At 41.8% G+C, this 12,809-nt stretch carries 13 protein-coding genes; 9 read left to right on the top strand and 4 right to left on the bottom strand.

Going from position 1 to position 12,809, the window contains the following annotated elements; genetic code table 11:
- Positions 1-5: 5 nt before the first annotated feature.
- From ccmI to Q9312_RS04330, 5 genes are all read left to right on the top strand, one after another.
- Complete coding sequence (gene ccmI / locus Q9312_RS04350) at positions 6-1,256, top strand: c-type cytochrome biogenesis protein CcmI (protein WP_309203351.1); 1,251 nt, start codon at positions 6-8, stop codon at positions 1,254-1,256.
- Between the two features lie 248 nt (positions 1,257-1,504).
- Positions 1,505-1,963, top strand: a complete 459-nt coding sequence (locus tag Q9312_RS04345; RefSeq protein WP_309203350.1) for an HvfA family oxazolone/thioamide-modified RiPP metallophore — start codon at positions 1,505-1,507, stop codon at positions 1,961-1,963.
- The gene (locus Q9312_RS04340) at positions 1,964-2,809 is read left to right on the top strand and encodes an HvfB family MNIO-type RiPP peptide maturase (RefSeq protein ID WP_309203348.1); all 846 of its coding nucleotides are present in this window, start codon (positions 1,964-1,966) and stop codon (positions 2,807-2,809) included.
- A 63-nt stretch (positions 2,810-2,872) separates the two neighbouring features.
- Positions 2,873-3,667 carry an HvfC family RiPP maturation protein gene (locus Q9312_RS04335; RefSeq protein ID WP_309203347.1) on the top strand — a complete coding sequence of 265 codons (795 nt, stop codon included), beginning with the start codon at positions 2,873-2,875 and terminating at the stop codon, positions 3,665-3,667.
- A gap of 53 nt (positions 3,668-3,720) precedes the next feature.
- Complete coding sequence (locus Q9312_RS04330) at positions 3,721-4,431, top strand: MlaA family lipoprotein (RefSeq protein WP_309203345.1); 711 nt, start codon at positions 3,721-3,723, stop codon at positions 4,429-4,431.
- 517 nt (positions 4,432-4,948) lie between these two features.
- Here Q9312_RS04330 and Q9312_RS04325 read toward each other — a convergent pair.
- The gene (locus Q9312_RS04325) at positions 4,949-5,251 is read right to left on the bottom strand and encodes a PilZ domain-containing protein (RefSeq protein WP_309203344.1); all 303 of its coding nucleotides are present in this window, start codon (positions 5,249-5,251) and stop codon (positions 4,949-4,951) included.
- A 168-nt stretch (positions 5,252-5,419) separates the two neighbouring features.
- Here Q9312_RS04325 and Q9312_RS04320 point away from each other — a divergent pair, with 168 nt between their 5' ends.
- Together Q9312_RS04320 and Q9312_RS04315 are read left to right on the top strand one after the other, a co-directional pair.
- On the top strand, positions 5,420-6,637 hold the full coding sequence (locus Q9312_RS04320) for a SpoIIE family protein phosphatase (protein WP_309203342.1): 1,218 nt from the start codon (positions 5,420-5,422) through the stop codon (positions 6,635-6,637).
- On the top strand, positions 6,627-7,142 hold the full coding sequence (locus Q9312_RS04315; protein ID WP_309203341.1) for an STAS domain-containing protein: 516 nt from the start codon (positions 6,627-6,629) through the stop codon (positions 7,140-7,142). Before Q9312_RS04320 ends, Q9312_RS04315 begins: the two co-directional genes overlap by 11 nt.
- Before the next feature lie 74 nt (positions 7,143-7,216).
- Here the strand turns inward: Q9312_RS04315 and Q9312_RS04310 are convergent, their stop codons facing one another.
- The 3 genes from Q9312_RS04310 to Q9312_RS04300 all read right to left on the bottom strand — a co-directional run bounded on the left by Q9312_RS04310 (position 7,217) and on the right by Q9312_RS04300 (position 10,387).
- Positions 7,217-7,984, bottom strand: a complete 768-nt coding sequence (locus Q9312_RS04310; RefSeq protein WP_309203340.1) for a hypothetical protein — start codon at positions 7,982-7,984, stop codon at positions 7,217-7,219.
- Positions 7,985-8,063: 79 nt separating this feature from the next.
- Positions 8,064-8,759, bottom strand: a complete 696-nt coding sequence (locus Q9312_RS04305) for a sensor histidine kinase (RefSeq protein ID WP_309203339.1) — start codon at positions 8,757-8,759, stop codon at positions 8,064-8,066.
- Positions 8,756-10,387 carry a response regulator gene (locus Q9312_RS04300; RefSeq protein ID WP_309203338.1) on the bottom strand — a complete coding sequence of 544 codons (1,632 nt, stop codon included), beginning with the start codon at positions 10,385-10,387 and terminating at the stop codon, positions 8,756-8,758. The genes Q9312_RS04305 and Q9312_RS04300 overlap by 4 nt, the downstream gene beginning before the upstream one ends.
- A gap of 124 nt (positions 10,388-10,511) precedes the next feature.
- On the opposite strand from Q9312_RS04300, the gene Q9312_RS04295 reads away from it, so the two are divergent.
- Together Q9312_RS04295 and Q9312_RS04290 are read left to right on the top strand one after the other, a co-directional pair.
- Complete coding sequence (locus Q9312_RS04295) at positions 10,512-11,429, top strand: 5'-nucleotidase (protein ID WP_309203337.1); 918 nt, start codon at positions 10,512-10,514, stop codon at positions 11,427-11,429.
- A gap of 297 nt (positions 11,430-11,726) precedes the next feature.
- Positions 11,727-12,701 (top strand): LysR substrate-binding domain-containing protein, encoded by a 975-nt coding sequence (locus Q9312_RS04290; protein ID WP_309203336.1) that lies wholly within the window; start codon positions 11,727-11,729, stop codon positions 12,699-12,701.
- Positions 12,702-12,809: the final 108 nt, after the last annotated feature.

Genomic DNA, 12,809 nt, shown 5'->3' with positions numbered 1-12,809 from the left:
CTTTTATGTTGTGGTTTTGGTTTGGCATTGTCGCTTTATTAACGTTATTGATACTCGCAATTCCATTGCGATATTTTCGCGGAAGTCGCTCGTATGATCGGACTGAGTTGAATAAAAGTATTTATCGCGATCGATTTGCAGAGATTCAATTACAAAAAGATCAAGGTATTATCAATGATGAGGAATTCCAGTCGTTAGATATTGAATTGAAGAAGCTACTTTTGTCAGATGCGAGCGTCAAACACGAATTAGATCATGCAAATAGATCTGAGATTTGGTTATATCGAATTATTCTAGGGTTTCTACCTATTATTTCTTTTGCGGTTTACACCCTCATAGCCGATTGGAAAAATGTTGAAGACTGGTACGAGTTAAGACAAAAGAACATTGATTTTCAATCATCTGAGTCGAAAGATACTGCTTGGTTGCAAGAGCTCACGAATCAAGAGTTGCTTCTATTGCTCCGCACTCGTCTTTATGAAAACCCTGAAGATACTCGCGGGTGGATGATTTTTGCTTCTTCGCTGCAGCAACTAGGTGCGACTGAAATGGCCACTCAAGCCATCGAGCGAGCGATAGAGACCGATCCTAATAATATTGCTTTGTTGATGAATTCGGCTCAGCTTTTAATGCGCAGCAAAGATGAGCGTTATTACAAAGTTGCTGAGCGATTGGTAGGTCGAGTGTTGTTAATAGAACCTGGACATGAGGGCGCTTTGGCGGTTTCTGGATTTATTGCTCGAGCACAGGGAGACTACTCTGCGGCAATAGCCACATGGAAAGAGTTAATTTCGTTGCGGGAGCATCGAGGAGAAGGCGATGGTCAAGGGGTCGAGTTGTTGCGAAAACAGATTAAAGAAACCGAGATGATGGCTTTGCAGCAAAAGCATATGGAGTCAGCGGTAGGGCAGTTACAAGTCGCTGTCGCGTTGGCGCCAGAGTTGGCGAAATCGCTGAACCCAAACCTTACCGTTTTTGTCGTCGTTAGAGGGAGCGATGGGAGCCCTGCACCGGTGGCTGTAAAACCCTTAAAAGTCGCTGATTTACCGATGACACTGACCTTGAGTGATCGGGATGCGATGATGCCGGGTCGAACCTTGAGCAGCCAAAAGTCGTTACAAGTGACTGCGAGAGTGTCGTTTTCTGGAACGGCGAAGCCACAAGCGGGGGACTGGGAGTCAGCGCCAGTGATGACTCACGTTGGCGCGGATCAACCGCTAAATGTCCTTATTTCACAAAAAGTTACCGAAAAATAGAGCTCGAGTCCTTTATTTTGCTTTGCAAACTGTGACCTAGGTTGTATTTTCAACTTGCTTGTCTTTGCTGAATCCGGCAAATTAGGTCGATACTGCAGTCGTCTTCTTATTCTGAGAAAGTGCGGTCTACCTGAATAAAATCAAAATTTTAGTTTTTCGTTGTAACATTCTTCTGGCCTCACCGTCAGAAGGAGTGACCAATAAAAATAATTGGGTAATTGATACTTAACTATATGGAGACAGTTGTCATGAACAAAGATATGAAAAAGATTGCAGCGCTTGTAGGAACAACCTTAGCAGCCTCAGTTTCTATGAGTGCAGCGAACGCCGATGCGAACCCTTTCGGATTACAAGAGCTTTCTGGTGGTTACCAAATTTCACACTTATTAGATGGCAAAGATGCTGAAGGCAAGTGTGGTGAAGGTAAGTGTGGCGAAGGTAAAAAAGGCGAGAAAAAGAAAGAAGGTAAGTGCGGCGAAGGTAAATGCGGCGAAGGCAAGAAAAAAGAAGGCAAGTGCGGCGAAGGTAAATGCGGCGAAGGCAAGAAAAAAGAAGGTAAATGCGGCGAAGGAAAATGCGGCGAAGGCAAGAAAAAAGAAGGCAAGTGCGGCGAAGGTAAATGCGGCGAAGGCAAAAAGAAAGACGATAAAAAGAAAGGTGACAAAAAGAAAGAAGGAAAATGTGGCGAAGGTAAATGCGGTAAATAAATGAGCATTTCTCGAAACATTTCTGGCTCTGGTCTAGGATTGCGGCGTGATCTCATGCCGCAACTGGCCGAGAGCCAGCCTAAATCAGTCCACTTTATGGAGGTTGCTCCCGAGAACTGGATCAATATAGGCGGTTCTTTAGGGAAGCGCTTTCGCTGGTTCACCGAACGATATCCCTTTGTCTTTCATGGATTATCGCTCTCTATTGGTGGCCCAGAACCAATAGACATTGAGTTGGTAAAAAACATCAAGGCGTTAATGAAAGTCCATCAGGTTAGCGTTTATAGTGAACATTTAACCTACTGCAGTGACGGTGGGCATTTATACGATTTGATGCCGATTCCTTTCACTGAAGAAGCCATTGAGCATGTTGTCAAAAGAGTCTTGCAAGTACAAGATATTCTAGAGTGTCCTTTAGTTTTAGAAAATGCTTCCTATTACGCCGCTCCGGCACAAGAAATGACCGAGCTTGAATTTATCAATGAAGTTATATCTCGCTCCGGATGTCAGTTGTTGCTTGATGTTAATAATATTTATGTTAACTCGATCAATCACAACTACGACCCTTTAACATTTTTGCGAGGCTTGCCTGCCGAAAAAATTTCTTATGGGCATATTGCTGGCCATTTTGATGAGGCTGACGATTTAAAAGTCGACACTCATGGTGCTGAAGTCAAACAGGATGTTTGGCAACTGTTAGAGGCAGCCTACCAAGAGTTTGGCGTTTTCCCTACACTATTGGAAAGAGACTTTAATTTTCCTGAGCTAAGCGAGTTACTTTTAGAGGTGGAACAGATTTCGAATATTCAACAAGCGTGTTTAATGCAGGCAAAGAGTACTGCCTAATGGTCTCAAGTTCGAAATTCTGCATCGATTCGTTTTACTTAACCCTTTTAGTAAATAATATGTATGGCGCACAGTGAAGCAGTGAAAAAAAAGCACTTTCAACAAGTTCAAAAGGAATTTGCTGGTTATCTGCGTTCTCCGAGCGACTCAGAAATTCCAGAAGGGATTGAACCTAGACGGATGAACGTCTATCGAGAGTTGATTTTTAACAATATAAAAGGGTTTATCGAATCGGGTTTTCCCGTTTTAAATGAAATTCTTCCGAACGACCTCTGGTTAGCTACTATAAACGCTTTTGTAAAAGAGCATCAGTCTCGCTCTCCTTATTTTGCCGATGTCACCAAAGAGTTCTTAAGCTTCCTAACGACCAATGAGTTGCCACTGAACAGGACCTATCCGTTCGTAAACGAGCTAGCTCACTATGAATGGGTTGAGTTGGCGTTAATGATTGATCCTAATGTTTTGCCAAAGGCTGTTGTTGATGATGCTATCGATTTGTTAGAGCAACCCTTATGGGCTTCTAATTTAGCCTGGCATTTAGTTTATGAGTTCGACGTTCATCGTATCGACAGTCATTATATGCCAGCAGATAAGCCTGCGGTGCCAACCTTCTTGGTGGTTTACAGAGACCGCGATGATGATGTTAAATTTTTAGAGATAAACGGATTAACCTATCAGCTTTTGGATATTTTGAAACAAAACCCAGGCGGATTAACGGGGCGGGAGGCAATCCTCAAGTTGCACCAGTTAGTACCTGAATTTGAGCTGAATTTTCTGCAAATAAATGGATTAAAATTATTAATGGATTTATTGAAGCGAAATATTGTCATAACTCGAAATCACACGGATCTAAAATAGTTTTTTGTTCGAATCACCTTTATAATACACAAAAAATTTAAGGTTCTATTCAAATGAAGTGGCCCACAGTTCTTTCCACATCATTTTTGCTTGTATCTTGTGCGACTGGCAAGAACCCGCAAGATCCATACGAAGATTTTAATCGTTCCGTTTATAAGTTTAATCGCTCCCTTGATAAAGCTGTTTTGCAACCGGTTGCAAAAGGTTATAAAGCGGTGACTCCAGATCCGTTAGAAAAAGGGTTTGATAATTTCTTCTCCAATATTGGCGATATTAGCAATATTATTAACAATGTACTGCAGTTCAAATTGGCCGATGCCAGTAGCGATGTCGGACGCCTTTTAGTGAACTCTACCCTCGGTCTAGCGGGCTTTTTTGACCCTGCTAGTGCAATGGGACTTGAGAAGCATGACGAAGATTTCGGCCAAACGTTGGCCGTATGGGGCGTCGACTCAGGAGCTTACTTGATGTTACCGTTTTTAGGACCATCGACAATGCGTGACACCGCCAGTATACCCGCTGATAATTATTTTGACCCTTTGAAAGAGTTAAATCCTGAGGGAGCGAGGTACACTGCGAAAGGGTTTCGACTGCTGATACAAAGAGTGTCGTTATTAGACCTTGAAGAGCAACTTGAAAATGCTCTCGATGAATATTCATTTGTTCGAGACGCCTATTTACAAAATCGTAAATACAAAGTCTACGATGGCGATTTGCCTCTTGAAGACTCATTTGAGTGTGATCCTGAGTACGAAGATTGCTAACTTTTGAGCAAGTTGGTTACGCAATCAAGCTTGAGCATAGTATTAAGGGTAGGGACGTGTTTTGTGCGAGCGGCGGCTCTGCCTGTCAGCTGGAACTAAGCTTAAGAAAGAACAACGTTTGAGACAGTTCAATTGCCTTTTCTAGAATGAAAATTTGGAATTAACTTGGTTATTGGGTTTGTGTACCGCTGAGCTGAGCTAACCTGAGGCGAGGTATTTAGCTTTGAAGGAAAGACCTTGAAGGAAAGACTGCCTTGAAGCAAAGGTTCAAACGCTGCTTACAATAACTCCGAGAGTGACCAGCAAGGGTAACATCATCATTGGGTCTAATTTGAATCGTTTGTGAGAAAGGTTGTTAGATTTGTACATACTACTACTCCGTCAAAGGAAGGTTCAGTATAGTATTTGTACAGCCGATGTCTGAGACTAAGGTCTCAATATTCGAATTTAACCTTCAAACTCTTGGAGTTTTGCCCACTTTAAAGGCTAAGAGCAGGCAAATGCGTAAACTTGTTATCTAGTTTACGTTGGCGATTGATCCAGCAACCTCGTATTGGCCATCATCTCGCTTATCTGACCGAATCACCTTGAGCTCGGCGGTTAGCGGAGGCAGTTGAGATTGAACTGAGCTTACTTTGACCTCTAAGGTTTGACCGACTTCAAATGAGTGATCGCAGAGGAATGCAACCCCGCCGGCACTTAGGTTTTTACTGTCACCGATAAAATGGTCGCCTGTGTTGGGGTCTGTTATTTCAACTTTTGCGTCCACGAACATGCGAATAAAGTCTCGTTTTTCTTCATATTCTCTTTCGATTGACATGTTGATAGCCCCTATTTTTGGTAAAGTTATTGGCCTTAGTCACCGCATAGTAGGAAATAATTACGTTTTGGTCAATCTTCTGTTTATATTCCCTTCGAGCTTGCTGTATAAGTCTGATGTGCTATATAAAACAGTACCTATGAAGTTAAGTCCGCTGTGAGAAGGTAATTGGATACAGACCCTCTATTTTCGACCTTTGCTGCGTTAGATACCGAAAATCTTACTGTACTGACAATCGAAGATGATCCTTTAGTTCGTCAGAGCTTTGTGATGTATCTTGAGGACTATGGTTTTCATGTATTACAAGCTAATGACGGTGTTTATGGTCTGAGAGTGTTTCGAGAGCAACAGCCGGATTTAGTTTTATGTGATATTCGGATGCCCGAAATGAATGGGATGGAAGTCTTAGAAGTCATCACCAAAGAGAGCCCTGAAACGCCTGTTATCATGATTTCTGGAGCAGGGATGATCAACGATGTCGTTGAGTCATTGAAATTGGGTGCTCAAGATTATCTGGTTAAGCCCGTGACCGATCTCGATGTTCTAGGTCATGCCGTCAAACAAGCTTTGAGCAAAAAAGCACTTGAATCGGAGAATCAGCGATTTAAGTCTGAGTTGGAGCGAGCCAATCATGAGCTTCAAAATAACTTAAACGTTTTGCGCGAAGATCAAGAAGCAGGGCGAAGAGCTCAGCTTCAATTACTTCCACCGCCTGAGCAAAAGGTCGGAGATTACGAGTTTTTACATACAGTGATCCCGAGTTTAAATGTTAGTGGTGATTTTCTTGACTACTTTGAGATTGATGAGGAGCATCTAGGTTTCTATATCGCTGATGTATCAGGCCATGGTTCTGCTTCTGCATTTGTCACCATGATGCTTAAATCTCTTTTCAACCAACCTTTGCGTCAGTATCGAGTGAGTCAAGATCAAACCATTTTGTCTCCTGCAAAAGTATTGGAGTATTTAAACCAAGAAGTCATCGCTGCAAACGTAGGAAAGCATGTCACCTTGTTTTACGGCGTCATCGACTTAACTAATCATCAGTTAACCTACTCGATCGCAGGACACTACCCTCGACCAATTGTGGTGAAAGGCAAGAGTAAAGAGTTGCTGACTGATCGAGGCTTTCCAATTGGTATGTTTGACTGGGCTACGTTTACCGATCATCACTTAGAATTTACTCAAGATATGTCGTTAATCATGTTCTCTGATGGGGTTTTAGAGTGCCTGAAGCAAGACGAAATAGTGCCTGAGCATAGCTTGCTCGATATTATTTACCTCAAGAACTCTTCTGTTCAAGATATCACTCAACAATTGAATATTAAGTCAAAATCTAACGTTCCTGATGATGTCACGGTTTTTATTGTGAGACGTAATGACCGGTAAACCGGATTCTGTTAAGGCGGATTATGCAGAGAGCAGTCAAGCACATATTCTGCGACTGCACGGTGATGTTCGTTATGGTGATGTTATTGCTTTACAGCAGTTCATTAGCCAGCTTAGTCGTCCAGTTAAGCCTTTTCGTATTGATTTAACCCGGTGTTCACATCTAGATAGCACTGCGCTCGGTACTTTAGCCTTAGTCGCTAAGTTAGGTAAGGAGACAGGAGTTAGCAAACCAGAAGTATTGGTTCGCGAAGGCGTTCTTCTTGAAACGCTTCTCGGGGTTTGCTTTGATCTGGTATTCCGCTTATCCGTCACGGAGCAAGGAATTGAAAGTGCAGATTTCTCAGAGATTGAACCTTTGAATACGGTTCAGCCAGACTCTCTTGAAACACTACAGAACGTTGTCTCGACCGCGCATCAATCACTAGCTGATATTTCTGAAAAGAATACATTAATCTTCAAAGACGTTAATTTATTGCTAAGTGCATTGGCTAAGAAAGAGTAGGGTTCGATTTTTTATTTCAAACAGCCGTAAATAAAACAATTGTCTACCAATCGGCTCACTATTTATTAATGCGGTTACCACTTTTTCTTTGGCTGAAATAGGTCATCGCTATCGCCAAGGTCGAGCGACTCTTCTTCATTGTGTTCTGCATCAACGCTTGGATCAACTGGTTGTCGTTGTTGTTTAGTTTCTTGCATCAATCGTTCTAATTCTTGTAATGTCGCTTGGGTTTCATCATCGGCGATATTTTGACGAAGTAATAATTTTTTTGCATTATCGAAAGCTATAAATGCTTGAGGGAAGGCTTTTTCACTGACTTTTTTCTTACCAATGGCAATATAAGTTTGAGTTTGTAAGTTTAGGTAAACCCTTTTTAAGTTATTCAGTCCGTTGCTGGCAGCGCCGATATCGATGCCTGGCATTCGACCAATTTTATGTATATATCGCACCAAGCTTTTAACTCGCCCCATTAACACGACAAGCTCTTGTGGGTCACTAGGAGGGCGCAGTCGCTGCTTGTCAGCCGGTAACGCAGGAGATTCAATGCGTTGCTGAATTTCATTCAAAGTATTTTTGAGCTCATTAGCACCGGGCTCAACCTGTAGCGCTTTGGTTAGGTTGACGGCAATGTATTGAAGGATGACTTTCCGAGTGTCGGCTCCAATGGGTAATTCGTGAAAGCGGTCATACAGTTCTTGGCCTTCTCTTGCTCGGTAATTAAATTTCGAAAAGTTTTGTCGACGCTCAGCTTTTTGCTGCTCTCGAAACTGAAAATAACCACTGGTACCAACGGCGACGATCAGTAATGCAACAATGATAATAATTAATATCGTTGTATCCATGGTGTCTTTATCGCCTTTTGTTCAGTGTTTGAATGATGTTTTGCTTTGCTAAATTCACATAAAACCTTTGTAAAATCAACTATTCAGGGAGTTTTAGTCGAAAAATGCCGCCTTGTGTTTCTGGGTTGTTCAGTAATTGAATAGAGCCCTGCACACCACCTGACTCATGCAGTCGCGCAATTTGTCCGGCGAAGTAAAGACCAAGACCCGTACTCCCGGTACTGTGGTTGATAGATTTAATGAAGTTTTCTTGTTGTTCAATCATGTTAGCCGGATAGCCTCGACCATCGTCTTCGATATCGATGACGATGCCATCCTCATAGTAAGCCGAGAGAATAATACGACTTTGGGTATACCGAATAGCATTGCCTAAAACGTTATTGATAACGCTGGCAACGAGATCAACGTCGAAACATCCTTCAAGCTCATCTTCAACTTCAATGTCAATTAGAATCGATTTAGGTCGAGCCAAGGGCTCGTATTGAGCGGCTTGGTCGTGTAAAAAATCTTCTAAATTATTGTAATTAATATTTAACGGCAATTGCTGACTCTTTAATTTATATAAACCAAGCAATTGAACAAGAGCGGAATTTAGGCGGCTAGATTCGTATTGCAGGACCGCATGCTGTTTGCGATCATCGTCATCTTTGGCGGGGTATTTGCGTTCAAGTTCTGTGATCGCGCTCATTAAAATGGCCAAAGAGTTTTTCATATCATGAACGGCTGAAGCAAGCACCATGGCAAAATCGAGGTTTTGACTTTTGTTGTCGCTCATCCGTTTAACTCCTGCTTTATGACTCGCGTGAGGCGCAGTAGTTCACTGAACCGCAAGAATCGATCATCATCAGGAGATAAGTTATTAATGGAGTTTAAGTAACCTTCACAACGCTCGATTATCGAGGCATCACCGTTACCGGATTGGTGAACTTTGAGCATGACCTGCACCGTATTTAATATAATTGATACGTTTTTGGGTGAGGCTTCGATAGCTTTTATAAAGCAGTCGATAGCTTGGTCATAGGAACCTTGTTCGAAAAACTTAATACCTTGAGAGTTTAGGCGATGCGCTTGTTTACCTTTCTCTAAAATAGATTTGTCATTTAAATGCGGCAGCGCTTCTTCAAGAAATCGAGTGTCTTCAAAATTATGTTGAACAGCATCTTTGATAATATCTTCGGCAAGGTTCTCCTCACCAAGCTCTCTTAAACCTTTGGCCAATTCAAGGCCTGCCATGCCAGGCAACATGGTTTCAATATTAGCGTAAAGGCTTTTTGCAGACTCCACACATTTTTGCGCTTCTTTTTGTTTGCCTTGATGATTTAAAAATAAGCCCTCGGCGATGTTGCCACGCATACGACTGACTTTATCGTCTTTGTATTCTTTATAGTATTCTTTTAGATAGCTCTCGGTTTCATTGATAAGATTTCTTGGAACGGCTTGCGGGTCGGCTTCAATAAAGTGGCTAACACTGTTAGTGTAGTTAATATAGCTATCTGCCGTTTTGAAAATTGAATTATTACCAAGACGAATGGATTGTTTAAAAGCGTGTATGGACGATTCAAAGTCGCCATTTTTTTCAGCGACTTCTCCCAGCTTATTCTGACGCTTAATGACTCTAGGTGAACGTTTAATCGCTTCTTTTAAGGTTTGCTGCGCTTCTTCTGGTTCATTTTCTTTGAGTTGACACTCTGCAAGTAAATCGTAAGCTTCGAGGACCATTGGAAATTTTACTAAGGTTTCCTTTAATACGGTCATGGCACTCTGATATTCCCGCTTTGCCATCTGCGCTTGGGCTAAACCAACCATCGCCCATGGAATTGGACGCTTCTCAAGCAATGTTTCGTAGACGCTCATCGCTTCAGCGTACTGGCGTTTTTTCATCAAAATTTCTGCTCTTAGCTTATCAACGTTACTCTTGTATTTGGGGTAACTGTCGGCAATTTCTTCGCAGAGTTGCAGCGCGTCGTTCAGCTTTCCTTTGCTGATCGCGATTAAAAGAGGTTTTAGCGCTTCTTTTTTTGCAGCTAAGTTATTGAGTCGAGAACGCAGTTGAGCATTATTGAAGGGCTTTGTTAAATAGGAATCTGGCTGATTTTCTAACGCGCCCATCACCATCGCGGTCGTGTTTTCCGCCGTGGTCATAATAAAAATCGCTTCTGGTTTTAAATAATTATGAAAATGCAGTTCTTCAAGTACTTGCATTCCATTTTTACCATGACCGAGGTTGTAGTCAGATAAGATGATGTCGTATGACTTTTCACTACAGGCTCTAAGCGCAGACTCACCAGTGTTAACCAAGTCGACATCGTCAATACCTATTTCATTTAACATCGCGCGAAGAGAGCGTGCAAACTCAGCAAAATCTTCAATAATGAGGGCGGTTTTATTTTCGTAATTAATCATTCGCAGTAGCTGAAATCCAATAGAGGTTGATTTAATTATGATTCTAAGTTTCAATGTCAAAAGTATAGATGCTTATTCAAAATTTGTAATAAATTTCAATAAATTAACGCTTAAAGGATAATTTATGCCAACCTCTTTTGGCGATAAGCTAGTGGTTGCAATTTCATCAACCGCGTTGTTTGACCTGCAAGAAAGTCATCGGATATTTATGGAGCAGGGCGTACAAGCGTATTCGACCTATCAAATTGAAAATGAAGAGCGGCCCTTAGAGCCAGGCGCAGCATTCTCATTGGTAAAAAAACTATTAGCGCTGAATGAGCAGGGCAGTGATTCAAAACCCAGGGTCGAAGTGGTTTTAATTTCTCGAAACAGTGCCGATACAGGATTAAGAATCTTTAACTCGATCGAAGCGCATAACTTAACCATTACCCGTGCGGCATTTACGGGAGGCCGAAATCCTTACCAATATGTCTCTGCGTTTAACGCACACTTATTTTTATCAACCAATCCAGAAGATGTTCGAAAAGCATTAGAAAGTGGTTTTGCCGCCGCAACCATTGTTTCTAAAGTTAAAGCCGATAAGTCGAGCACTGGAAACCTTCGAAATGAACTCAAGTTTGCCTTTGATGGAGATGCCGTTATTTTCTCTGATGAGGCGGAAAAAATATATAAAAATCAAGGGCTTGATGCATTTGCAAAGAGTGAGCGGGCCTCCGCAAAATCACCCCTTAAAGGCGGTCCCTTTAAGTCCTTTCTTGCTGCGTTGCATCAAATTCAGCGTGACTTTAGTGAACAAGACTGCCCCATTCGAACGGCATTGGTGACAGCGAGGAGTGCACCGGCGCACGAACGCGTGGTCAGAACGTTGCGTAGTTGGGATATTCGAATTGACGAAGCATTATTTCTTGGCGGTTTGTCGAAAGCAGAGTTTTTAAGAGCTTACGAAGCCGATGTCTTTTTCGATGATCAACAGTTTCACTGCGATTCTGCGGGCGAATTAGTAGCGACTGGTCATGTCCCTCATGGGGTTGCTAACGAGTAATCCACTTAGTTATCCACAAGACGGTTTTCAGTTGAAAAAAACCATAAGATCAAATATTGGACATTTTTAATCTCCTTTTGATTGTTTCCCGTGAAACTTATTCTATTTGACTATATAAAAACTTTTCTTTGTTTAAAATATAATCAAAAAGCTATATTTTGTGCTTTGAAATTCATTCACATACTAAACACAAGATTTCCACATCCTTATCCACATTGGTGAATTTTGTGATAGCGACTATTCTTAATGAAATACCGGAATAAGAATGGGTATAAAACCTTCATTAGGAGTTAAAGCATGAAGCTACAGCAGCTCAAGTACATCTATGAAGTCGCTCGTCATGATTTGAACGTTTCAGCTACAGCAGAGAGTTTGTACACCTCACAACCAGGCATCAGTAAACAAATACGTCTTCTTGAAGATGAGCTTGGGGTTCAAGTATTTACGCGAAGTGGCAAGCACTTAACCAATGTTACTCCAGCTGGTGTCCGTATACTTGAAGTGACAACAGAGATCTTGCAATTAACTAAGAAGATTCAAGACATAGCTGCCGATTTTGTGTGTGAAGATAAAGGGATTTTTAGAATAGCCACAACCCATACTTTTTCGCGTTACCTGCTTCCTAGTTTGATTGAAAGTTTTACCAAGAAATACCCTGAAGTAAGACTGCACTTGCATCAAGGGATAAATGCTCATGTTGATCACATGCTCGATCATGGTGATATTGACTTGGTTATTTTTGGTGAGCGTGATGAATGGTTTGCCGATAAAATTCAGTTGCCTTGCTTTTTATGGCATCAATGTATTGTTGTTCCGAGAGAGCATCCGCTTGCTCAAGACCCATCAATTAGTTTAGAGAAGTTAGCCAGTTATCCATTGTTAGCAAAGCTGACCCCCGACGGCAAAATGGGGGATGTCGAAAAAGTATTTAAAGAAGCAGGGTTAGAGCCTGATTTTGTGATTACCGCGACCGACTCAGAGATTCTCAAGTCCTATGTTCGAATGGGTATGGGGGTTGGGCTGATTGCTCGTATGGCTTATAACCCGGAGAAAGATCAAGACCTCAAACTGATTAATGCCGATCACTTATTCTCCCCTTCAAAAGCCAAGATCGTGTTTCACAAAAATTTCTTTTTCAGGCGCTATGTTACTGACTTTATTAGTATGCTCGCACCGCATATGAATGAGGAATTACTGAAAAAAGTTGCTCGTTGTCGTTCTTCCAACGAACTTAATAACTTGGTATCAGATAGTAGCCTTCCTGAACGTTAGAGCGTCGTTTAATACGTTAAGGCACGTATACTGATACGTTTTAGAAAAAGGCTAGTGTGCAGTGACTGGTGATGCTTGAATGTCAGGCATCATCAACGGAAACTGAGC

It is taken from the genome of Pleionea litopenaei (assembly GCF_031198435.1).
Classification (GTDB): domain Bacteria; phylum Pseudomonadota; class Gammaproteobacteria; order Enterobacterales; family Kangiellaceae; genus Pleionea; species Pleionea litopenaei.
The sequence above is the reverse complement of the archived record's forward strand: the minus strand, read 5'-3'. Positions and strand labels throughout refer to the sequence as shown.

Bases quoted from the DNA above. Each gene is read 5' to 3' on its own strand.
- Q9312_RS04310 (WP_309203340.1), bottom strand. From the start codon at position 7,984: ATGGATACAACGATATTAATTATTATCATTGTTGCATTACTGATCGTC.
- Q9312_RS04295 (WP_309203337.1), top strand. From the start codon at position 10,512: ATGCCAACCTCTTTTGGCGATAAGCTAGTGGTTGCAATTTCATCAACC.
- Q9312_RS04305 (WP_309203339.1), bottom strand. From the start codon at position 8,759: ATGAGCGACAACAAAAGTCAAAACCTCGATTTTGCCATGGTGCTTGCT.
- Q9312_RS04330 (WP_309203345.1), top strand. From the start codon at position 3,721: ATGAAGTGGCCCACAGTTCTTTCCACATCATTTTTGCTTGTATCTTGT.
- Q9312_RS04340 (WP_309203348.1), top strand. From the start codon at position 1,964: ATGAGCATTTCTCGAAACATTTCTGGCTCTGGTCTAGGATTGCGGCGT.
- Q9312_RS04345 (WP_309203350.1), top strand. From the start codon at position 1,505: ATGAACAAAGATATGAAAAAGATTGCAGCGCTTGTAGGAACAACCTTA.
- Q9312_RS04315 (WP_309203341.1), top strand. From the start codon at position 6,627: ATGACCGGTAAACCGGATTCTGTTAAGGCGGATTATGCAGAGAGCAGT.
- Q9312_RS04300 (WP_309203338.1), bottom strand. From the start codon at position 10,387: ATGATTAATTACGAAAATAAAACCGCCCTCATTATTGAAGATTTTGCT.
- Q9312_RS04290 (WP_309203336.1), top strand. From the start codon at position 11,727: ATGAAGCTACAGCAGCTCAAGTACATCTATGAAGTCGCTCGTCATGAT.
- Q9312_RS04335 (WP_309203347.1), top strand. From the start codon at position 2,873: ATGGCGCACAGTGAAGCAGTGAAAAAAAAGCACTTTCAACAAGTTCAA.
- Q9312_RS04325 (WP_309203344.1), bottom strand. From the start codon at position 5,251: ATGTCAATCGAAAGAGAATATGAAGAAAAACGAGACTTTATTCGCATG.
- ccmI (WP_309203351.1), top strand. From the start codon at position 6: ATGTTGTGGTTTTGGTTTGGCATTGTCGCTTTATTAACGTTATTGATA.